The sequence below is a fragment of the Lentibacillus sediminis genome, assembly GCF_002763455.1.
GTDB lineage: Bacteria > Bacillota > Bacilli > Bacillales > Amphibacillaceae > Lentibacillus_D > Lentibacillus_D sediminis_A.
The window spans coordinates 56,062-78,456 of the sequence record NZ_NIXK01000013.1 but is presented as its reverse complement, the minus strand read 5'-3'; the positions used below and the strand labels follow the sequence as shown (position 1 = coordinate 78,456).

The following is a 22,395-nucleotide window of genomic DNA, read 5'->3' as shown; positions in this document are numbered from 1 at the left end:
TTAGCAGGAGTAGGGTTCTTCACTTTTTTTAAGGCAGCTTTATCATCTTTCCATAACTCATAAGTCCCTTTTCGTTCAGCTAACATATTGTTGTAGACGAAACGAACACATCCGAAAGTTTTGCGTATAATCAAAGCCTGTTCATCTGTTGGATATAATCTGAACTTGTACGCTTTATTTTGTTTAGTCATATCAAATTACCTCACTTTATCCCTTGATTTTCAATATATTTTTTCACCACTTCAATAGGGGAACCACCAGTCGTCAACAAACAAAAACTTCTTGACCAAAACATTTCTTTCCATAGCTTTTTACGAACATGAGGAAAATTCTTCTTGATAAGCCTTGAACTGGCACTTTTATAGGTGTTGATGAATTTCGATAATTCACTGTTGGGTTGTGCTTTGAACAAGATATGAATATGATCCATATCATGATTCCATTCGACTAATGTGATATTATATTTTTCACTCAATGACACAAATTTATCTTTAGTATAATGTGAAATGGTATCATCTATTACTTTCCTTCGATACTTCACGACTAACACAAGATGGTAATACATCGAGAATACTGAATGATTATTGCTGTCTAATTCCATTGTTATATCAACCCTTATGTTTTATAAGACTGATTATACCATGATGAACAAAAAGGCAAAAGAAAAAGCCTTTGGGCTGTCCTCCAACCGAAATTCATCTCCCCCTTACCGTTGGGTTGCGCCCTTCACACGCTTGAAGAGGGAGACTTCTTTCGGAAGTACGTTAAAAAATGACCGGTTTATGCCCGTTTGTTTTCCATTTCAGCTATGATGTCCTCCACTTCTGCTTTTGACAGTCCTATAAGCTTTACGATGAGATCTAGTGCTAGTCCTTCTTTCTTGGCATTTCGAACCATCTCTACTTTGCTCTTCTTTGAAAAACTTGTCACGCGGGTTTTGTATTTTCCTCAAATCACCTGTCTTCCTGTATTTTTTACTACGATTTATTTTCGCTAGTCTGCGACAAAATCCCCGCAAAAAGTCGAAATTTTTCCCATCATAGTCCCTTCGAACGATTTTGCCAAAATTAACCACCATATTGCTTGTCTCCTGTTTACATTCATTCTATGATGGAACTATCCTCAAAAAATTGTCACATATAAAGGAGGGCAAAACGGTGATGCGCCGAGTTACATTTGGAATTAGTTTTCTGCTTTTATTTTTTCTTTTCGTGCCTGTGCAAGGAGAGGCTGCTGCCGGGGATACCTATGAGGTCTCGAATGGCATGCTCCATGTGCGGGAAGCACCATCGATCAATGCCGAGATTATTGGCATGCTCTACAGTGGGGACACGGTTACAACGTTTGACGAGCAATACGGCTGGGTGATGACCTACTATGGCGGCCAGAAAGTATGGGTGGCCAAACATCATCTGTCCCCGGTGAGTCAGTCACAGCAAAGCAGCAGTGAGCCTCAAGCTGAAACAATTAGGGTGACGGCGGACAGTGTGCATCTTCGTTCTGGGCCAGGAACCGGTTATTCCAGTCTAGGGGGTGCTGTGGCTGGTGATACATACAGCCTGCTGAATACCGATGGGGACTGGCATCAAATCAGTCTGAACAATGGAGAAACAGCCTGGATTGCCGCGTGGCTGACGGATGCGGCGAGCACAGGCAGGGGCGAGGAGCCGTCTGCATCGGCGGTGGACACAAGCAACAATGAAGAGCCATCTGAGACGGTCACCGAACCAGTTCAGACGACGGACCCTGGCACTAATGAAGCGAGCGGATCGCTGAGTGGCTACACGATTGTGCTGGATGCCGGTCATGGAGGCATTGATCCCGGTGCTATCGGCTTAAACAATGTCTATGAAAAAGACCTGGTTTATTCGACCACGGAAAAAGTGGCAGCACAACTGTTGCAGACTGGAGCGAACGTCGTGATGACCAGAAGCGGCGATTATTTTGTACCGCTTGAAGAACGAACTCATATCAGTAATACACAGCGCGCAGATGCCTTTATCAGTCTGCATTATAACGCCTTTCCGATATTGTCAGTAAATGGATTTAACACCTTCTATACCGACAATGCGGACAGAGGCCTCGCGCAGAATATTCACTTCTCTATCTCACAGGAAGTTTCCTTACATGACAGAGGATTCGTCCAAGCAGACTATCATGTGCTGAGAAACACCTCAGCTCCATCTGTTCTGTTGGAGCTTGGCTTTATCACCAACCCGGGGGATTTATCCCAGGTACAGTCGGCAGATTATCAATATCAAGTGGCAGATGCGATTGTCGCGGGTCTGAAAAAATATTTTCATAATTGATTGGAAAGCTGTCCCATTGCGGGGCAGCTTTTTTCTCTGCTTGCCGCTAGGGTTTCAATCTGATACGATAATTACATATTTATGCTTTTTTGGATTGATGAAAGGCCCATGCCGCCCTATAAACCATTGATCGGTTGGAGGATAACGTTATCGCAACAAGGATAGGTTATTTTCTATCGTTGTTCTTTTGTGTTTGAAAAAATCCCCAGGTATAAGCGGCGTGAACCTCCCTGAAGAAAATGCTGCCACGTGAAAAGGAGAAGAATATCATGAAAAAAATCTACACCAATGGGAATATTTATACATTTGACCGCATAAAACCGCATGTCGAATCTGTTGTTGCAGAAAACGGACGATTTATTGATATGGGCACAAGCGAGGAAATGCTCAACCAATGGGGCGATTCTTCGGCGGAAATTATTGATTTGAACGGGAAAACAGCCACCCCTGGCCTGGTGGACAGCCATTTGCATCTCTCCATGATCGCCAATACATTTATGAACCTTGATGTGACCGGGGTTGGCTCCAGAGAAGACATGCTCGCGAAAATTCAGGAAAAAGCAAGAGAGCTAAAACCTGGAGAATGGCTGGTTGGCAGCGGCTGGGATGAAAATCTGTTTACAGACGGGCCCATCCCCCGGATCGAGGAATTGAACCAGGCGGCGCCCGACAATCCTGTATTTATCTCCCGCATTTGCGGGCACGCTTCTGTGGTGAACCAAAAGGCGCTGGATGTGAGCGGTTATCACGCGGATATCTCTATTCCAGAAGGTGGCTCGATTGTATTGGACGAGGCCGGTGAGCCAACCGGACTTTTGCTGGAAACTGCTGCTGAAGTAATTAAACCGCATATTCCGGCAGCGTCTTATGAGGAGCAAAAAAACGCGATGCGCAAGGCGATCCAGTTTGCAATGGAGAAAGGGCTGACCAGCGTCCATACGAATGATCCGCTTCATCTGGGCGGTCTGGAAGCAACCTACCGCATGTATGATGAACTGTTAAATGAGGAAAAGCTCGGTCTGCGGGCAAACCTGCTGATTAATCATGAATTTTTGCCTGATCTCCGGAATTTCGGTATGTACGCGGGATATGGCAATAACACCGTGAAAATCGGCGCCGTTAAAATTTTCTCGGACGGAGCGTTTGGCCGGCGGACCGCCCTGTTGAGCGAACCGTATCAGGATGACCCCGAGAATCATGGTGAAGCCATGTACAGCCAGGAAACATTGACAGAGATTGTCAGACAGGCGCGCGAATTATCCATGCCCGTTGCCGTGCATACAATTGGCGATCAGGCACTGGAGAATGTGCTTGATGTGCTGGATCAATTTCCTGCCGTCTCCCACCGTGACAGACTCATTCATGTGCAAGTGCTTAAGAGTGAGCTGATCAGCCGACTGGCGCAGCCGTCCCGCATTGTCGATATTCAGCCGCGCTTTCTTGCCAGTGACTTCCCTTGGGTAGCGGAGCGGCTTGGAGAGAAACGAACGAAGCTTTCCTATGCCTGGAAAACATTAATGGACGCCGGTGTCATTTGTGCAGGAGGATCGGATTCCCCTGTGGAGCCGGTTGACCCTTTACTTGGCATCCATGCCGCTGTTGCCAGAAAAGCACCGGGCGAACAGCACGATGGCTGGAACCCGGAAGAAAAACTGACGATGGAAGAAGCCTTCCGTTTATTTACGGAAATGACCGCCTACACGACGAATGAAGAAACGATCAAAGGCACCATTTCCCGAGGCAAGCTCGCGGACATGACTGTATTTTCCAGAGACCCATTCGCAATGTCCGACCCGGATGAGCTGTTGGATACTGTCGTTGAAATGACGATTATCGGCGGGGAAGTTAAATTTGAACGGGAAGCGTAAATGCGAAGTAACTCGGTCACGTGAATAACAAAAATGCTGGTCTCGTCAAGGCCAGCATTTTTTGTTAACTATTTGTATTTAAACAACGTACGGATTACAATTAAATTAGACAAGCAGATACAATTCAAATGGAGGTTTAACCTAGTGACGGTTGCTATAGTAGTACTGATAACCATGATTTTGCTGAACGCTTTTTTTGCTGGATCGGAAATTGCCTTAATCTCGTTAAATGAAAACAAAGTCAAGCGGAGGGCTGACGAAGGAGATAAAAAGGCACAAAAGATCCATGCCCTGATCTCTGAGCCAACCCGATTTCTTTCCACCATTCAAATCGGCGTGACCTTATCCGGCTTTCTGGCCAGTGCATTTGCTGCGGATTTCTTTGCCGGGCCAACATCTCAAGCTTTGTACAACATGGGAGTCCCTCTTTCTCAAGCAATGCTTGAAACGATCTCTGTTGTTGCTATTACCATTATCCTATCCTATTTCACCCTTGTGTTTGGGGAACTTGTGCCCAAACAGCTTGCACTGCAAAAGGCGGAACCTATTTCAAACTTCATTGCCACTCCCCTTACCTGGATGTTTAAAATTGCTTTGCCTGTCGTCAAACTGCTGTCCGTTTCGACCAATGGTACAGTAAGGCTTTTTGGTGTGGACCCACACGCTGACAATGATGAAGCGACAGAAGAAGATATCCGAATGCTGGTCGAAGAAGGCGGAGACAAAGGGTACATCCAAAAAGCAGAACGATTAATGATCAATAATGTTTTCGAATTCAATGATAAGACGGCATCCGATATCATTACACACCGAACGGATATGGCCATGCTTCCCCTTGATGCAACATTACAGGAAACCGTTCATGTGGTAAACAGAGAAAAATATACCCGTTTTCCTGTATATGATGGATATGTCGACAATATTGTCGGTGTGCTGCATGTCAAAGATTTGATCGAATTCCTTGAGTATTGGGATCAAAAATCATTTGATTTAAAAGAAATGATTCGGAAAGCCTATTTCGCCCTGGAAACCCAAAACATTGATGTGTTATTCAGGGATATGCAAAAGAACAATGTTCATATTGCCATCGTTCTTGATGAATATGGAGGCACGGAAGGCATCATTACGATTGAAGATGTGATTGAAGAAATCGTTGGCGAGATCTTCTCGGAAAATGCCGGAGCAAATGTGCCGGACGAAGAAATCAAACAGCTTGCTCCGAACAAATTTGCGGTCGCCGGGAAAACGCATCTCCATGACGTGGAAGATTATTTGGAAAAACAACTACTAAGCGAGGAATATGAAACACTAAACGGTTTTCTTATTGACAAGCTCGGCTATTTCCCTGCCCAGGGAGAACAGCCGGAAGTAACCTATAATAATCTCCACTTTAAAGTAGAAAAAGCAGCAGATAAGTGGATTGAAGAAGCCATTATTACCTTAGAAAATAATGATCAGCAAGAGGAGGAGCATTAATGAGGGAAAACCACATCAGACCGGATATTTCCCGAACAATGCTCACACTTATTCTGACATTTGGCATATACTCTCTTTTCAACCAAGAACCGCTCGCAGCTATGTTACTCGCATTGGGCGGCTCGGTTGGAGTTCTGGTTTTATTAATTATGAGTTTTAAAATCAAAGAATACTTATATGAGTTAAAAGTGAGGTGGAAATATGCAAATAAAGAAAATCACTCCACTAAAAGGGTTAGTAATAGTAGGTTTAATCGCATTTATCGTGGTTGCAATTCTAATTGCTGCTCAATCTTATCTTAGTTATGTAAAAGTAACAGAAGCGGCCGATAATTGTTTTAATATTGGCGGGCATCCTGTTATTGAAAAAACAGGTTTTGAAATGACTTATTTTGAGTGTGTAACGGATTAATTGGAGAATCAACTCAAAGTAGACGACGATAATGATGGAAATAAGACTGTGAAACTTTTTGTCCATTTAATCGTATTTCTAATAAGAAATTTTTATTAGAGAAGGTGGTATTTTGGGTTTGGATTTTACTTTGTTAGCCTTAGGAATTGCTGCCGCAGGATTTTTTATTGGGGATGGATTAAAGAACTTTAAAAATCCAAATGCTAAAAGTTTTATGGATAACATTAGAGAAAATGATGATCATGAATTGATAAAGGAAAAAGAAATACATCACTTTTTAGGTATACCCAAAGAAGATGCGGAGTCTTTAATTCAGGAATACCCGGACATACCGCACCTTAGAATTAATAATAAGGTTTACTATCCGAAAGAAAAATTGCGTAAGTGGTTAATAAATTATGGGGAGTAAACAAAATTTTATAGGGTTGCGGAGGTGCAGTAATGAATTCTCCAGTATTAAAAGATAAAAAATGGTGGGCTCTTGAAATAGCATCCATTTTTTCAGCAGTAACAGCAGTGATTTTGGCTGTGGGCGACAACAGTTTCTGGGTGCCATTTGTCATTTTAACTGTTGTTTTGACGATGTTCGGAATGCGCAGGGCAGCGAAATTAACGAGGTGAATTACTTATTCACTTATCAGGCCATATAACAGTTCAATTAAGGGAGGGTATATCAATGGCCAAACATAAGATTTATACAATGAGTTTCTCAAATGTCTATCCCCATTATGTTAAAAAAGCGGAGAAAAAAGGACGTACAAAATCAGAAGTCGATGAAATCATCCGTTGGTTGACAGGGTATAGCCAGGAAGAGTTAGAAGCACAACTGGAAAAACAGACAGACTTTGAGACCTTCTTTGCGCAAGCTCCTCAATTGAATCCCGCGCGTGCTTCGATCAAAGGTGTGATTTGCGGCGTCCGAGTGGAAGATATCGAAGAACCAACAATGCAGGAAATCCGCTATTTGGATAAGCTGATCGATGAGTTAGCAAAGGGAAAAGCGATGGAGAAAATTTTGCGGGGATAGCTTTATTTAATCCGGATGGAGAGGGAAAACTGATTGGGTGATAAATTGGAAGAAGAAAAATTAATCAGCCGTAAAGAAGTTTATCTTGACCTCGTACTTGCTGTTTTTCTCATAGGTGCAATAACGATGTTTTTTGATGAAAATAATACAAATGATCATTTTGGCTGGTTATTTTTGATCGCTTTTTTGTTGATTAGAAGTCTTTATGATTTTATTGAATGCATAAAAGAAGGCATGAAAAAACTGGCATTCGTTAGTTTAGTTTTAGTGATTGTTGCTTCTTATTTTCTAATAACACGCAGTATCGAATATTTAACTTAAATAATCTTCTATTATAGTAATCTTGCATAAGAACTATCTATATGTATAACTTGTGATTAAATTAGTGAAGTAGGTGAAGGCGTGCCCATAAATCTGCAGTTTGAAGAAGTAACAAAACAAAGGGATCAATTTATGTTGCGGATTCCCGGGATAGCGATTGAACAGGGCGAAATTCTCGGGGTCATTGGGAACAATGGTGCGGGCAAGTCGACGATGATTCAGCTCGTGCTCGGATTGATCCAGCCTACGAGCGGCGATATTTATCGTTACATAGAAGGCGAACTGGCTCCGTCGCTACAGGACTGGAAGCGTGAAGTGGGGTTTGTTTTCGATGATTTATCCGTGTATGAGGACTTGCATTTAACGAGACTTTCTTCGTTTTTGGGCGAGATCTATCCGGATTGGGACGATACCTTTTTCTTTTCCTTGCTGGAGAAATTTGAAGTGGATGCAAAGAAAAAGATCAAGAAATTTTCCCGGGGAATGCGTATGAAAGCAGGTATCGCAGCAGCTCTTGCCCACCATCCGAAGCTACTATTGCTGGATGAACCGACATCCGGTCTGGACACAAAATCTCGAAAACAAATGATTGCATTATTAAAGAAGGAACACGAAAATAACGGAACAACCATTATCTTTTCCTCTCATATTCTATCAGACATGGAGCAGCTCGCTTCTTCCGTTTGGCTGATGGACAAAGGTGAAATTCTCATTTCTGGGGCTGTGGAAGAATTGCAGGCAAATCATGCCGTGGCTGAAGATGGCACAATACATAAAGAGACCGCGTCTCAAGAAGGAGTGAGAACCGCCACGCTGGAGGAGTTGCATGATTATTATTTAGGTGGTGACGTTGAATGATATCACTTATCAAGCTGGATCTTTGGCTAATGCGATGGGGATTACTTTTTATTTTTCCCTTTGGATTAATCGCAGGGGCTTTTCTTTACACAGACTCTTCGATGACCGGCTTTATATTGGTTTTTGTCATGGATTTGACGCTGACGCAAATGGATGAAAAACAAAAAACGAGAAGGTTTATGCTGTCCTTACCCCTTCCACTGAAAACATTTTTCCAAGCGAGGACGTTAGGCGTGATCTTTATCGGCGCAGCCTGGGTACTGTTTGAGTCCATCGGAAGACTTATCGGATTCGGCGATGTTACTTTCAGGGATATTTTCACACAATCTATCACACATTTTGCAACCATGATTGTTCTGGCACCTATCATTATTGCCATGTTTACGTTGCTCAAGCATCCTGTCTTAAAGTGGGGATTAACTTTTTTCGTCTATATGGCAACAGTTTTATTTGGGACATTATTAGGGTTTTTCGTTACGCGTTTCATAGACTTAGGGGCTTTAGTCTATGTTCTCAGCGCTGCCTACCTCCTTCTCGCCGTGGGCTTATGCTGGCTAATTTTATTGATTGCGAATGGGATTCGGGCGCGTCGGGATCTTGTTTAATTGGATTAAATGAAACCGTTGCAGGGGGGCCTGCTTTAGAAGGACATTTTTGAATTAGAAAGGGCGCATTATTGTGAGCCGATTACTTGTGCTATTTATTGCTGGTTTTATTGGACTATCGCTTCGTTACATCGTTTTAGGAGAATTTGAGCTTAACCAACTACTGTTACTGCTTATGTTCCCTGCTGCATCTGTGCTGGTTTTATTCATTATGAAAAAGCAGTATAACAAAGATCGTGATTTTCACCCCGATCGCGGTGAAAAAGGTATGGTTACCAGGCTGGGAGACAGAGTGTCAGCTACAAAGAAACAGATGTATAGCGGTGAAACACACATGGGTTCATATCACCGGTTTTATCACAGCTGGCGGAAGCGTATTGTGGCAGATATCATGACTCCAGGTAAATGGTATCTTAATCTATCATTTACCCTATCGAATCATGATCAAGTACTTTTCAAACCAAAAAATGAAAATAAAGTTCGCGAAAACAAAGAATGGATGATTTATCATAACGACAAAGAAGTGGGATCCATCCGCACTGATTATTCCTGGAAAAATGCAAGGAAACTGAAGGAAAGTCTATATCTTGAGTATGGACAAAATACGTATCATTTTAAGTCATTATCAATTGGTGCAAAAACCGAAATTTATCACAATGATACTACTGTCGCAACTGGAAGCAGAAAAGGTATTTCCGTTTATCAATTAGTTATGAATAATGAATGTGAACACGATCAGGAAATGTTATTTATGGTTTTTATTTTGTTCAACTATGAATTCGGTCAGTAAGCTTTTATAATTTTTGGCAATAGTATATAGTTTAGGCGTGAAAAGGAGAGGCACTTTGTTATATAAAAATCTGCTTTCCATTATTGTTGGCAGGGTTCCAATAGGTATCATTGCGATGCTTGCCTATCGAATCAATAATAGTAGTCATCGGTTGAATTAGCTGAACCAACCAAAAATAAAAGTAATCCATTTTGATCAGTACTTTTCAAAATGGATTACTTTTTTTGGTTACGAGCTTACTCCAACATGCTTTAACGCCGAACAACCCGCCGGTAAATCAAAGCAAGCACAAAAATCACGGCCGTGCAGCCAACTAACCCGCCGGCTAAGGTAAATAGCCCGATACCCATCCATGGATTATAAGCAGTTGCCGCAAAGGAACCTAAGAAAACGACTCCGGTCAGTATGGCACTTAATTTGGCTGGAAAGTACGTTTTATTGGATCTAGCATGGTAATACACGGTTAACAAGCCGAACAATAGTACATAGAGCACCGTCATCGTCACCGTGTTCACTAACTTGTCAGCAATAGCTCCTGGCTGAATGGTATTACTCGATTCAGGCAGATCCAGTGCCAAGTTAGTTGCACCCCCGCCGTCTTCAGAGACCGTCATAATCTCGTAGGATGATGGTTCACTTGGCCAGTTGCTCTCGGCAAGAAACGCAATCCGATTTTGCTGATGGAAAAAGGCTGGTGACGTGACAGATGCATTGTAATCGGTCAGTCTTTCCGAGTCTCCGGTGGAAACCTCCATCAAAAACAGTTCATATAAAAAGGTGCCGTTCTCTGATGTGTCTGCTACCGCAGTATAGGCTAATTGCTCTTCATCCGGGGAAAGAACAGGGTGATAGATATCGTCTGACATGTGTTCCGGCAAAAATGCGCTCTCCGTTCCGTCCTCTATATTATAGGCGAACAGCTGCTGTGTCTCATTTTGAAAAGCCGTATAATAAAGGGTCGTTCCATCATCAGAAATGGAAAGTTCGTTCATCGCATAAGTATCTTTATCAGTTAGCTTTTGTGAGTTACTGCCGTCTATATTTACGGAATGCAGATCTGTTCCATTCTCCGCTTCTCCCTCAGGTACTCCAAAATCTTTAGATGGCATCGCGATATAATACACTTTGCTGCCATCAGGAGAAATGGCGGCACTGAACACGTGGGAATCTGTTTTCGTAAGCTGTGTGGTTTCGTCACGACCCAAGTCCGGTTTGTAATGTATTGTCTGTACCCCATCTTGATTGGCAGCCAGATATAATAACCCTTCACCGTCTGGTGAGAACTGCGGGCTATGATGGTCCTCTTCTTCCGGGGCTGTTATCCTTTCTACACTCTTACTTTCTATATCCCCTGTGTAAATTGCTTCATTGCCGTTCATAAAGTAGGAGAAAGCCAGTGTTGTATCATCGGGAGAGATAGATATAGAATTACCTAATCCGGTGTGGTGCTCATATGGATCATTATCATTTACAAAGCTGTATACGACAGAAGCTGTAAAGAGAAAAGCAACAATGCCGATGAGACTGATCAGAAGGCGCTTGTTTTTGATATGCGGATTCTCCTCTCATTTTGGGTTATATTTTACAGGAAAATAAGGCGGGAAGAAATGGGGAGTTCTTTTCTTCCCGAAAGAAAGTTGCAATAACAGGAAGCAGGAGTCCGGCGGTAGATACTTTTCGACAAAATTCGGGAAGTGACAGGCACCGACATCCGGCACCGATTCTAACCTGGTTTAGTAATGTTTATGTTCGGGTAAAATAACATATACTAATCAGCTCACTCGGCTGGATAGTAACCATTACATAAAGACGAAAGGATACTTATGAAGAAAAAAACAGAATCGTATAAGAATCCGGTATTTTTTGTTTCAGCAATTATTGTTGGCTTATTAGTGCTCATTGGGGCATTCCTGCCAGTGCAATTTGGTACCGTCGCGCAAGCACTTTTCAATTTTACGACGATTAACTTCGGTTGGTTTTATTTACTTGCGGTATTTATTATTATCTTGTTCCTGATTTATATTTCCATCAGCAAACATGGAAAAACACGATTAGGACCTCCTGATTCGCGGCCGGAATATCCGTTTTTTACATGGATTGGCATGCTGTTTTCCGCAGGTTTTGGGGTGTCTTTAGTTTTCTGGAGTGTTGCAGAACCAATGAGTCACTTCTTCGCAACGCCATTTCCCGGGCTGGAGGCACAGACGGAGGAAGCAGCCAGAGTAGCGATGGGCTATTCCTTTTTCCACTGGGGGATTAGTCAGTGGGCCGTCTTTGCGATGGCCGGCCTTGCGATTGCGTTCCTACAATTCAGGAAAGATAGAAGTGGTTTGGTTTCCGCTGCGATCGAGCCTGTTATTGGGAAGAACAAAGGTGTCGCAAATACGGTGAATATTCTTGCTGTCATAGCGACCGTAATGGGTGTTGCGACAACTGTCGGTCTCTCGTTTGAACAGCTGAATGGAGGATTAACATCCGTCTTTGGTGTCCCGAACAATATTGGTGTTCAAGTTATTATCGCCTTGATCATGCTGGCTGCCTATCTATTCTCCACTGCTACTGGACTGGATAAAGGAATTAAGTGGCTGAGTAATATTAACTTGGGGCTGGCGCTTCTTATTATGGTGATTGTATTTTTCTTAGGGCCAACCGTGTTTATGTTAAATTCCTTTGTGCTCGGCATGGGGGATTATATTGCCAATTTCGTGCAGTACAGCTTGCGGCTCACACCATATACCGGCGGGGATTGGGTTTATCAGTGGACCATCTTCTACTGGGCGTGGGCTATCGCCTGGTCGCCGTTTGTCGGAGCATTTGTCGCCCGGGTCTCCAGAGGCCGAACCATCCGTGAATTTGTCAGCGGGGTGATGATCGTACCACCGGCGATCGCCTGTGTCTGGATTGCCGTATTTGGCGGTACGGCCGTTTATAGTGATTTAAATAATGGAACAGAAATTGCCGAAGCGGTCAATGAAAATGTTGCGGTTGCATTGTTTGAAGCGTTGGGGGTTGTCCCGTTTTCAGATGTTCTATCCATTATATCGATTCTGCTGATTTTTACTTTCATGGTAACCTCAGCTGACTCTGCTACATATATTTTGGGCAGTATGACATCCAAGGGATCCCTGAATCCAGCGTTGGTCACTAAAATTATTTGGGGTGTGCTTATCACAGCTATCGCCCTTGTATTATTATTTACAGGTGGGTTAAATGCACTGCAAACAGCATCATTAACGGCAGCTTTGCCGTTTACGGTGATACTTCTGATCATGATTGTTTCGATATATAAGGAGATTAGAAAAGGGTCGAAAAGTAAGGACCGAAGTTAAATGAAAGGGCGCTTTCTTTGGATGAGAAAGCGCCCTTATTGTTCGGTAAAAAGAGCCCTGGCAGGCTCCTTTTCTATTTAATGCAGCCACCGGCCCGATTTTGTGCGGGCCGGTTTTTGGTTCTGGCTGGGCTGCTTTCCATTGTTCATTTCCTGTGTGCCATGCTGGAATTTTATATGGACATATAATTCGTGAAGAATATCTTCCATTGTAGCGTTTTCCGGCAAGTTGCGGATCAGCTGAATCACTTCTTCTTTTTCATTCAACGAAACTTCCCCCTTTTGATGCTATGTACGCTGATGACTTTTCTTTCCTTTTATTATAACGCAGATAGCCGTTTTTTCATAAAATCAAAATCGTATAAGAATCACCGTTCTGCCGAATATTAAAATGGATGGCTGTATGAGCCACCCAGCCCGGCCTATATTCAACAGAAAGCAAGGTGAAAAAGCTTGAAAACTCAACCTTTAAGTTCAAGTGAAATAGGGACATTATGGATGACATTTCAGCAAAAAACGATGATTCTGCGCATACTGGAATATTTTATCGAACAGGCGGATGATGACGAAGCGAAAGAAATTATGAAGGATACCCACGAAAAAGCAGCGGGGTATGTCGATGATATTAAACGAATTTTCCGGGAAGAAGGTGCGGTGATTCCGATCGGCTATACGGAGGAAGACGTTCATCCCGGGGTGCCGAAGCTGTATGATAATGGATTTGACATCATGTTTCTCCGGCTGCTGAAAGAAATCAGCATGGGGATGCACACCCTTCACCTGAATTTGTCCTTTAGAAAGGATATCGTCATGCTGTACAAGGAACTGACAGGATTTACCCAGAGCGTCTATGATCAATGTGTGGATTACCTGCAAAAACATGCACTGCTTCCTGCCTCGCCTCCTGTTACCATGCCAAAAAAAGTGGAATTTGCGGAAAGCCCCCGTTATATGAAAGGATTCAACGTTTTTTCCAGCAAACGTACATTAAATACAATAGAAGTGGGCTATATCCATTTTTCGATTGAGTCAAACAGCATCGGTATGCGGATGATCACCGGATTTTCCCAGGTTGCAAATGAACCAGAGGTCCGCAAGTATTTTCAAAAGGGAAAAGACCTCGCAAAAAAAATCATTGACGATTATTCCGAACAGCTGCTTAATAGTGACATCCAGCCACAGCTACCCAGCGGCGGCAATGTAACCACATCAAAAACAGCACCATTTTCCGATAAATTAATGATGTATTGCACAAGCCTGTTCTGCAGCTTTGCCCTGGGGAACAACGCCATCGGCACAGCCTTCAGCATGCGAAGCGACCTGCCATTTACGTTAATGGGGACTGCAAAAGATATTTTGACATACTCCCATGAGGGCGGAAAACTCATGGCCAAGAACGGCTGGATGGAAGAACCGCCGCAGATGGAAGATCGTAATAATCTGGTGAAGTGAGGTTAATCCGTCATGCGCGCGAATCGACCGTTGTAGCGGAGAGAGAAAGCGTTATCAAAGTCAAAAGTTGTTCGGGAAACACTCGAAATGTAAGCGAGAGCCATGCTCATGGACAAAAGAGAGCTGATAGATAAACCGATTCTAAAGATCTAAAATCCTGATCGCTCAAGCAACGAAAATTCCTGGTAGAGAGGAAAAGCTGGATCTCTATAATCAGCAGCACCTGTTTAATTGGTAAATACATCGTCGGGATATTTTATTTAGAAATTCAAATACTAATAACAGCAAAGTACTGGAGAAAGGATTGACAACATGAGGCACCTCAAAGCACTTGCCATCAAATTTATCGTTGCTGTAACAGTTGTGTATTCCATTCTGGGGATTTTTGAGACAGCAAGCATTATGGAAATGTTCTGGATCAGCGCAATTGTCACAGGAGCAGCTTATCTGATTGGCGATTTATGGATTCTCCCAAATTTCGGTAATATCGCGGCCACAATCAGCGATTTCGTTCTAGCCACCGGCACTGTCTGGCTGCTGAGCGTTCTTTTCATCGGCAGTGATATCCCTGCATTCACCATGGCTCTGTTTGTCGCGTTTTTCTTGGCGATCAGTGAAGCTGTCTTTCACATTTATATGATGGAAAAGATCCTTAAGCCTGAGGAGAAAGAGCATAAATTTCAATCGAATAAGCTGTATCGTATGCAGACGGAGTTTTCACGGGAGAATAATGTGTATGATATCAGGAAGAAGCGGCGGAAGCGGAGACGGAAGAAATAAGCAGCTTCCTCCTACGCTGAGAGTGTTCTTGAAGACAAAAAGTGAGGGAGCAGCAGGCGAGGGTGGCATCTGATGTCACTTATCCCCTTACTGCTCCCCTTTAATATCTCTCCCCCTCTGTCTTGGCATAAATTATCCCCAGAATATCATTCAATTGCCAACTATCCACAGAATACCCGTGACCTAGCAACCAGTCTATCAGCACTGAACAATCCGCATAATACTCATCCTCAATCGCTGCAATCGCCTCTGTATTTCCAGCCGCCTGCAGTTCATCCATTACTTCCTTGCGATGCGATTTATCCACAAACATTAAATCAGCAATGCAAATTTGCCCGCCTGCCTTGAGCACACGGGTCATCTCCTCCAGTGCCAGCAATTTTTCCTTATCGGGCAGGTGATGCAATGCATAGCTGGAGACAATCGCATCAGCCTGTTCATCCAGCAGCGGCAGCGCCAGAAAATGTCCCTTTCGTGTGTCGATCTCCGGATGGGCGCGCTTGCACTCCAGCAGCATTTCATCTGACTGATCCACACCGATCACCCTGGAGCCCTCGTTCTGCAGAAATTTCGCACCTAAATTTCCTGTACCCACACCGATATCCACAACCAGTGCATTTTCTTTCCGTTCGACTAGCTGAACAACTTTTGCAAGTGCCTCGTCATACCCCTGATGGACATTAAAACCATGCCCCTCCTGCTTGATATGACTGTCGAAATTGTCTGCCCAGCTGTCGAAATCCCATTTATCCACCCAGCCTTTACGCTGTTCTTTTAAATTTTTCAGATGCTGAGCAAGTTTGTGGATATCTTTCATGGAAAAATCACTATATTCTGTCCGCCCAACCATTCCATCAATTGTGCCAAGCATATCGCGGATTTCCAGCCACTTCTCAAACAGTGCCGCCCGCTGGATGTCCAAATACTTTCGGGTATTCATTCCTTCCTCGCTCAATAGCTGCTTAATTTCCTGCACTGGGATGCCAATTTCTCTCAAAGCTAAAATCGTATGGAGCCGCAAAAGATCCTGGTCTGTAAAAAAACGATAATTATTATCCACAGCCTTCTGTGGATAAATGAGTCCCTTCTCCTCATAAAAGCGAATCGCACGAGTTGTTGTCTGCAGCAGTTTGGCCGCATCCTTTATATACAAATCCATCTCCCCCTCTGTTACTACTATAAACCTTCACCCAAGGTAAAGGTAAAGCATTTTTTTCCGTGGAATTAGAATGTTATACTGAAAAAAACTCATGAACAGAGCGAGGGAGCACAATGAAAGAAAAATTGCAGGAAGTAATAGAAGATGTAAAACAAACCTTTGGATTAGGTGCTTACCAGCTGCACCAACAGCAAATTTTCCGTGAAATCGCTGGCGCAGACCGCACATCTTATATATTAAACCTAGAGTTTATCCCCGGCGGAGAAGCTGCAGCAGATGGACACCATCCTGAAGGCACGGCGAGCATTGACATTGATCTGCATACAAGGGAACTTAAGCGGATCACATTTAGCGAGGAAGTGAACCTTGCCACCCATGAAGGTTTTCCTGCATCGGATAAGGAAGCGGCGATTGAATGGGTCGAGGAAATGACCGGGCTGGAATTCGGCCGCCAGTTCCGTCTTTTAAAAGATGAAGAACTTGCTTTGGAATTCGAGGCAGCTGTGGATAACATTCCTGTTCACCCAGGCGGATTTATCCACATTAAATTTAATAACGATGGGCAATTGGTGCATTTTTCGATCTATGGGGTTTTTCCTGATGAATCACAGATTAACTGGGAACCGTTCAATTTAACACCGGAAAAAGTTGAACTCGTGGCGGACAAGCAATGCAAGCTGCTGGAAATCCCGATTGAAGAGGAAGGGCGCTGGCTGCAAGTTTATGGGATGGAAGAAATTTTTCTTTCCAATGATGGAGCAACAACACTGCCCATGGAACAGGGTACTGTCTGGCATAGCCACGTCCCCGTTGATAAAGTATTGGAATGGGAAAAACCGGTGAAGTCAGCTTTCCAAACGGAAGACATTGATTTGGCAAATGAGGTGACGGCAAAAGAAGCATTGGCAGAAGTGCCTGACCCCGCATTACTGCCGATAACTGCGGAAGACCAGACGCGTGCAATAGAAGGAGCAATCCATTTTCTCCAACAGGAATTCCCTGATGACAGCGGAAAGTGGAAGGCTGCTGGCATGCAGCGGGTAAGCCGGTATATTATTGTGGTGGTGACCCCAGCTGTTCCGGGCCACCGGGTGATCGAACGGAGATTGAAATTGTTTCTGGATCAAGAAACATTTGCCGTGGTAAATTACATGGATGATCAAGCACTCCTGAATATGCTGTCGGATTACAGGCAAGCAGAGCCGGCGAAAATTTCCCGAGAAACAGCTTTTGAGAAACTGAGCAATTCTCTCTCCGCCCGGCCAATGTATGTCTATGAAAAACAGCAGCAGTGTTATGTGCTGTGTGGAAAGCTCAATTGTGGATATGTTGTGGATGCTGTTACGGGTGAGCTGCTTCCTGTGGATAAATAAAGCCTTGGTCAGAACTCTCGGGTTCTGGCCGATTCACTTCCGCATTATCTTCTTGCTTTATAACTAATGATGTCGAACTTTGGCATCTGCACCGTAAACTTCGGCATCTGCACCGCAAACTCCGGTATCTTCCTTGAGATTTCAGCACCTGCCCACCCCTACAACCTCAACAAATTTCATAAAACCCTAGTTTATACAGTTATATTGAGCATACTAAGGAAAACGCAAGCGTGCCCCCTTTCATGCGCAATAATTGAGGAAGTTTAACACGTGAATGGCTATACGGCCGTTTGTCGAAACAGGAATTATTTGCTAGGCTTAATAAGTTGCAAAACTGTCGGATGTCAAGATGATTGCGTGGTACAAAAAAGAAAGGATGTTTACAGATATGAACCGTATCATTGACTGGCCCACATTTATCGGCGCCTTAGTTGTTTTATTCGGTGTAACCATACCGCTCGTACTCTTCCCGGAGGCAGGGGATGTTGTCATCAATATGGCAAATACCTTTGTAACCGGGAACTTCGGCGTGCTCTATATGATCGTGGGTATCGGAGCATTTTTCTTCCTGATCTATGTCGCCTTCAGTAAAAATGGCCGGGTCAAATTGGGCAAGCGGGATCAGCCAAAGGAATTCAGCAACCTGTCCTGGGCGGCAATGCTGTTTTCCGCGGGGATCGGCTCGAGTATCCTTTACTGGGGAATGATTGAGTGGGCCTACTATTATCAGGGACCGCCATTCGGTGTCGAGCCAGGATCCAAAGAAGCCGTCGATTGGGCTGCTGCTTACGGGATGTTTCACTGGGGTCCGATTGCCTGGGCGATTTATACATTGCCGGCATTGCCGATTGCTTATTTCTATTATGTCAGAAGGAGTCCGGTATTGAAAATCAGTGAGGCAGTCCGGCCGGTGCTCGGCAAACGTGTCGACACACCGCTTGGCCCCCTGATTGATGTGCTGTTCATCTTTGGTTTACTTGGCGGGGCTGGTACAACTTTGGCACTCGGAACGCCAATGATTGCCGAGGGGATTAGTGACATTACCGGTATTCCGGTGACCCTTGGACTGCAAACCGTGATTCTCTTGATATGTACCGCTATTTTTGCGGTCAGTTCGTATTCCGGACTGCGCAGGGGGATTAAAGTATTAAGTGACATTAACCTGTGGCTTGTTGTGTTTGTGCTCGCGTTTATTTTTGTATTTGGACCGACCGTGTTCATTAGTGAGCAGACACTTACCAGTATCGGGCTGATTCTTGACAACTTCTTCAGCATGTCCACCTGGCTGGAACCGCAAGGCAATCTTCCTGATACTGCAGACAGCAAATTTCCTGAGACATGGACTGTCTTCTATTGGGCCTGGTGGCTCGTTTACGCACCATTTGTCGGGCTTTTCGTTGCACGGATTTCCCGCGGACGTACTGTCAAACAGATGATTATCGGCACAATGATGTACGGGACGCTCGGCTGCATCCTGTTCTTCGGGATCATGGGGAACTTTGGACTGTATTTGCAGCTGACCGGAGCGTTTGATGTCATTGGATTTATGAACGAATATGGCGCGCCGGCAACGATTATTGAGATTCTTAATCAATTGCCATTAGCAAAACTGATTGTCATCGTCTTCACCGTTCTGGCGATCATCTTCTTAGCCACTACCTTCGATTCTGCTTCCTATATCTTGGCGGCAGTGGCACAGAAGGAGGTCAAAGCAGGTGAACCATTACGCTGGCACCGTCTGTTTTGGGCATTTGCTCTCTGTATTATGCCGCTGGTGCTGATGTATCTTGGCGGACTGGAGACCTTGCAGACCGCAAGTATCGTTTCCGGATTCCCGATTATTTTCATCATGTTCATGCTGGGATGGTCGTTCATGAAGGCTTCCAGCGATGACCTTAAGGCATCGAAGAACTATCAGCCGCCAACCATTCATCTGACAAAAGCAGATCCTAAGGAAAAGAGAGACAGCAGCGATAAATAAATTAAAGAGGAGCTCCAGCCTGTTACGGCTGGAGTTCCTCTTTTATCCTGCAACAAGACTCGTCACTGGTCGACAAGCCTATTTTTCATTACATATATGTGCCCTCATCATCATCCACATACTTACCATGTTCCGGCACTGCTTTGGACTTGAAGTTATTCGAAAGGTCCGTTAATCCTGTAATCAATTCCGGTCCTGCCATTGGCTGCCCGTGACCCGTCACGGCAAATGCAGGGCGTAATGCAGCCAATTTCTGCACGGATTGATGGGCATCTCGCCAATTAGGTGTAAAATAAACCGGCGGGCCGTTGATTTCTTTTTCCTGCTTTATTACTTCAAACATCTGGTCCTGCTTGACGGTGGTAAAAGCGTCACCTGCAATCAGCGTCTGATCGGATTCCCGGAATAGCGATACATGGCCGGGAGTGTGTCCAGGGGTATGCAGCCAACGCCATTCCGGCAGTTCCGGCACCGATCCATCCGCTGGCAAGGCATGCACGTAGCCTTCCAGATTAATTGGCTCATTCGGGAAAAACCCCGACAATTTGGCAATCAGACCGCCGGCAACACTTGGGTCTGGCTCCATATAACTCGTCTCCCCGTGCAGATAAGGTATCTCCAGACTGTGAGCATAGACCGGGACCTCCCATTTCTTTACCAGTTCGGCGACTCCACCTACATGGTCAAAATGTCCATGCGTCAGGATGATCGCTTTTGGCTTGGCACCCTGGCCAAAAAGTTCCTCTGCTTCCCCGACAATTTTCTCCGCTGATTTCGGCATGCCAGCATCAACTAGCACCCAGTTATTAGGCTCGCCAGGTTCGCCAATAAAGCATAAATTCACGATCTGGTTGGTGTAGCTATGCACATTGCTTGCGACCATCGTTACATTGCCACTGCCCACCGAAGTCATTGGCATAAGATTATCGTCTTTCGGGTTGTCTACCATTTTCGTCCCTCCATTTTTCACGTTGTTATTTTATCCCCGTTCAGATTGCTTATTAAACCTATGGGACACGGCAGACAAAAGAATCACTGGAGATGCTTCGGTGGCGTATTTTTATGCCTCTTCCGCTTAATTTCAGCAAACAAATCCTCCTGCTGGTCGGGCGGCAGAGGCGTATTGTTCACATTTATTTGGCCTTCCTGCTGAGCATAGTACGCCATCCATTGATCCAGTTTATTCTCCAGCTGCTGCAAATCTTTTTTCGTTACAGGCTGAGCATCCGGTTTTAATGAATATCCCACCTGTCCGTTCGGCTCGAGTGTTGCCCATTGCACGTCACTGATCCGGGAAACATTCTGCTGTCGCAAATTCATTTCCAGCTGATCTGTTGTCAGCCGCAGTCGCTTCAATGTTTTTTCCTGAATGACACCATCTTCGATCAGTATCTTGGATTTTCCAGTAATCAGGTTTTCAAAAAAGTCTCCCTTAATTTGCAAATATTCCATCACAATCAAACACAATACAAGAACTGCCCCCACTGCCAGAGTCAGCCAGACATTTTCCCCAGCAAGCGGCTGAATGAGCAATGAACCAATACCAATCATGATGGCTGTCTGTGCCAGCGTCATTTGTGAGATGGACTTTCTTCCCGCCAGTCGTAAAAGAAACGTTCCGCCGACAATGATCACTGCCGCTTTCCATATCCAATCCAGTTCCATATGATCCAACCTTTTCTCTCAAAATATATGTCATCTTAGTTTGCCGGTCCCCCGGCTATATTATTCCCCGGGCAATAAATTAAGCGGACAGTTTGCTTGCAATAAGAGTCTCCAGTACTGTAAATTGAGTTATAAATATTCCGTTTTTTCAGGAGGATTGGCATGTGCATTTTGAATTTCTAATGGAAAAGACACCTCATCAGGAATGACATTTTAAGGAGGGCTTTTACATGGAATGGACAAAAGATTTTTACCATCAGCAGCTAGTCTGGTCGATCGATTCAGGAGCCGATTTGCATGGACTGAGGGATGACTTGGTGGATAAAATGGTGCGCCACAAGGAAAATAAGAGGACAAAAGTTTTGGAACTGGGCGGCGGACCAGGGCAATTTGCAGTTGCTGCAGCCAAGCGAGGGTATGAGGTAACCGTTATTGACATCGCCCCTGCTGCTGTCCGACATATTGAAAAGCTGGCCGAAGAGCATCAGGTCGAGCAGCATATCCGCGTGCTGGAGGCGGACTTTTATAAGGTGGTTTTCCGTGAACGATTTGATGTGATTTGTTATTGGGACGGCTTTGGCATTGGGAAAGACGCGGATCAGCAACAACTCCTGCAGCGGATAGCCGACTGGCTCAAGCCGAGCGGTGTCGCTTTGATTGACATCTATACACCATGGTACTGGGCGGCCACGGCCGGGCAGGAAATGCAAATGGGCGATATATCAAGACACTACGGATTTGACGCAGAAGGATCCCGGATGACAGATACATGGTGGCAGACTGGTGATAAGGAAGAAAGTATCAAGCAGTCACTAAGATGCTATTCCCCAGCCGATTTGCAGCTGTTGATGAAGGATATTAATCTGGTGCTTGTGGACTTGGAACCTGGCGGGGCAATGGATTATGAGCAGGGCAGCTACCGGGAACAAGTGCCGCTCGGTGAGGCGATGATGTTTATGGCTAAGCTGAAGTGGGGTTGATGGATGATGCAA

The 22,395-nt window shown here is 44.5% G+C and carries 24 protein-coding genes; 17 read left to right on the top strand and 7 right to left on the bottom strand.

What is annotated here, in order from left to right; genetic code table 11:
- The coding region (locus tag CEG13_RS17170) for a helix-turn-helix domain-containing protein (RefSeq protein ID WP_158234718.1) at positions 1-191 on the bottom strand (191 nt) is incomplete at its 3' end.
- A gap of 11 nt (positions 192-202) precedes the next feature.
- On the bottom strand, positions 203-601 hold the full coding sequence (gene tnpA / locus CEG13_RS17165; protein ID WP_100013116.1) for an IS200/IS605 family transposase: 399 nt from the start codon (positions 599-601) through the stop codon (positions 203-205).
- A gap of 559 nt (positions 602-1,160) precedes the next feature.
- Between tnpA and CEG13_RS17150 the strand changes: the two genes are divergently transcribed.
- The 11 genes from CEG13_RS17150 to CEG13_RS17100 all read left to right on the top strand — a co-directional run bounded on the left by CEG13_RS17150 (position 1,161) and on the right by CEG13_RS17100 (position 9,665).
- Positions 1,161-2,309: an N-acetylmuramoyl-L-alanine amidase family protein gene (locus CEG13_RS17150; protein WP_100013114.1), complete on the top strand. Its 1,149-nt coding sequence runs from the start codon at positions 1,161-1,163 to the stop codon at positions 2,307-2,309.
- Between the two features lie 269 nt (positions 2,310-2,578).
- The gene (locus tag CEG13_RS17145) at positions 2,579-4,177 is read left to right on the top strand and encodes an amidohydrolase (RefSeq protein WP_100013113.1); all 1,599 of its coding nucleotides are present in this window, start codon (positions 2,579-2,581) and stop codon (positions 4,175-4,177) included.
- Between the two features lie 144 nt (positions 4,178-4,321).
- Positions 4,322-5,653, top strand: a complete 1,332-nt coding sequence (locus CEG13_RS17140) for a hemolysin family protein (protein WP_192869566.1) — start codon at positions 4,322-4,324, stop codon at positions 5,651-5,653.
- A gap of 201 nt (positions 5,654-5,854) precedes the next feature.
- Complete coding sequence (locus tag CEG13_RS17135; protein WP_100013112.1) at positions 5,855-6,064, top strand: hypothetical protein; 210 nt, start codon at positions 5,855-5,857, stop codon at positions 6,062-6,064.
- 118 nt (positions 6,065-6,182) lie between these two features.
- Positions 6,183-6,473 carry a DNA-binding protein gene (locus CEG13_RS17130; RefSeq protein ID WP_100013111.1) on the top strand — a complete coding sequence of 97 codons (291 nt, stop codon included), beginning with the start codon at positions 6,183-6,185 and terminating at the stop codon, positions 6,471-6,473.
- 32 nt (positions 6,474-6,505) lie between these two features.
- Positions 6,506-6,685 carry a hypothetical protein gene (locus tag CEG13_RS17125; protein ID WP_100013110.1) on the top strand — a complete coding sequence of 60 codons (180 nt, stop codon included), beginning with the start codon at positions 6,506-6,508 and terminating at the stop codon, positions 6,683-6,685.
- Positions 6,686-6,740: 55 nt separating this feature from the next.
- Positions 6,741-7,091, top strand: a complete 351-nt coding sequence (locus CEG13_RS17120; protein WP_100013109.1) for a DUF2200 domain-containing protein — start codon at positions 6,741-6,743, stop codon at positions 7,089-7,091.
- Between the two features lie 33 nt (positions 7,092-7,124).
- Positions 7,125-7,412 carry a hypothetical protein gene (locus tag CEG13_RS17115; protein WP_239984698.1) on the top strand — a complete coding sequence of 96 codons (288 nt, stop codon included), beginning with the start codon at positions 7,125-7,127 and terminating at the stop codon, positions 7,410-7,412.
- Positions 7,413-7,493: 81 nt separating this feature from the next.
- Positions 7,494-8,270: an ABC transporter ATP-binding protein gene (locus CEG13_RS17110; protein WP_100013108.1), complete on the top strand. Its 777-nt coding sequence runs from the start codon at positions 7,494-7,496 to the stop codon at positions 8,268-8,270.
- The gene (locus CEG13_RS17105) at positions 8,267-8,875 is read left to right on the top strand and encodes an ABC-2 transporter permease (RefSeq protein ID WP_100013107.1); all 609 of its coding nucleotides are present in this window, start codon (positions 8,267-8,269) and stop codon (positions 8,873-8,875) included. The genes CEG13_RS17110 and CEG13_RS17105 overlap by 4 nt, the downstream gene beginning before the upstream one ends.
- Before the next feature lie 73 nt (positions 8,876-8,948).
- Positions 8,949-9,665, top strand: a complete 717-nt coding sequence (locus CEG13_RS17100; RefSeq protein ID WP_143469692.1) for a hypothetical protein — start codon at positions 8,949-8,951, stop codon at positions 9,663-9,665.
- A 251-nt stretch (positions 9,666-9,916) separates the two neighbouring features.
- On the opposite strand, the gene CEG13_RS17095 is transcribed toward CEG13_RS17100, so the two are convergent.
- A complete protein-coding gene (locus CEG13_RS17095) occupies positions 9,917-11,044 on the bottom strand; it encodes a TolB family protein (protein WP_100013105.1) in 1,128 nt (375 codons plus the stop codon).
- A 444-nt stretch (positions 11,045-11,488) separates the two neighbouring features.
- Here CEG13_RS17095 and CEG13_RS17085 point away from each other — a divergent pair, with 444 nt between their 5' ends.
- Positions 11,489-12,994: a BCCT family transporter gene (locus CEG13_RS17085; protein ID WP_100013103.1), complete on the top strand. Its 1,506-nt coding sequence runs from the start codon at positions 11,489-11,491 to the stop codon at positions 12,992-12,994.
- 77 nt (positions 12,995-13,071) lie between these two features.
- Here the strand turns inward: CEG13_RS17085 and CEG13_RS17080 are convergent, their stop codons facing one another.
- Entirely contained in the window at positions 13,072-13,260 is a 189-nt protein-coding gene (locus CEG13_RS17080; protein ID WP_100013102.1) for a hypothetical protein, read from the bottom strand.
- A 186-nt stretch (positions 13,261-13,446) separates the two neighbouring features.
- On the opposite strand from CEG13_RS17080, the gene CEG13_RS17075 reads away from it, so the two are divergent.
- Both CEG13_RS17075 and CEG13_RS17070 read left to right on the top strand, forming a co-directional pair.
- A complete protein-coding gene (locus CEG13_RS17075) occupies positions 13,447-14,445 on the top strand; it encodes a DUF3231 family protein (protein WP_100013101.1) in 999 nt (332 codons plus the stop codon).
- Positions 14,446-14,757: 312 nt separating this feature from the next.
- Positions 14,758-15,225 carry a YndM family protein gene (locus CEG13_RS17070; RefSeq protein ID WP_100013100.1) on the top strand — a complete coding sequence of 156 codons (468 nt, stop codon included), beginning with the start codon at positions 14,758-14,760 and terminating at the stop codon, positions 15,223-15,225.
- Positions 15,226-15,325: 100 nt separating this feature from the next.
- Here the strand turns inward: CEG13_RS17070 and CEG13_RS17065 are convergent, their stop codons facing one another.
- Positions 15,326-16,384, bottom strand: coding sequence for a MerR family transcriptional regulator (locus tag CEG13_RS17065; RefSeq protein ID WP_100013099.1), 1,059 nt, complete (start codon positions 16,382-16,384; stop codon positions 15,326-15,328).
- Between the two features lie 113 nt (positions 16,385-16,497).
- On the opposite strand from CEG13_RS17065, the gene CEG13_RS17060 reads away from it, so the two are divergent.
- Together CEG13_RS17060 and CEG13_RS17055 are read left to right on the top strand one after the other, a co-directional pair.
- Positions 16,498-17,757, top strand: coding sequence for a hypothetical protein (locus tag CEG13_RS17060; protein ID WP_100013098.1), 1,260 nt, complete (start codon positions 16,498-16,500; stop codon positions 17,755-17,757).
- Positions 17,758-18,145: 388 nt separating this feature from the next.
- Entirely contained in the window at positions 18,146-19,738 is a 1,593-nt protein-coding gene (locus CEG13_RS17055) for a BCCT family transporter (RefSeq protein ID WP_100013122.1), read from the top strand.
- A gap of 88 nt (positions 19,739-19,826) precedes the next feature.
- On the opposite strand, the gene CEG13_RS17050 is transcribed toward CEG13_RS17055, so the two are convergent.
- Entirely contained in the window at positions 19,827-20,687 is an 861-nt protein-coding gene (locus CEG13_RS17050) for an MBL fold metallo-hydrolase (protein WP_100013097.1), read from the bottom strand.
- Between the two features lie 83 nt (positions 20,688-20,770).
- Entirely contained in the window at positions 20,771-21,403 is a 633-nt protein-coding gene (locus CEG13_RS17045) for a DUF421 domain-containing protein (protein WP_100013096.1), read from the bottom strand.
- 230 nt (positions 21,404-21,633) lie between these two features.
- Between CEG13_RS17045 and CEG13_RS17040 the strand changes: the two genes are divergently transcribed.
- Complete coding sequence (locus CEG13_RS17040) at positions 21,634-22,383, top strand: class I SAM-dependent methyltransferase (protein ID WP_100013095.1); 750 nt, start codon at positions 21,634-21,636, stop codon at positions 22,381-22,383.
- Positions 22,384-22,395: the final 12 nt, after the last annotated feature.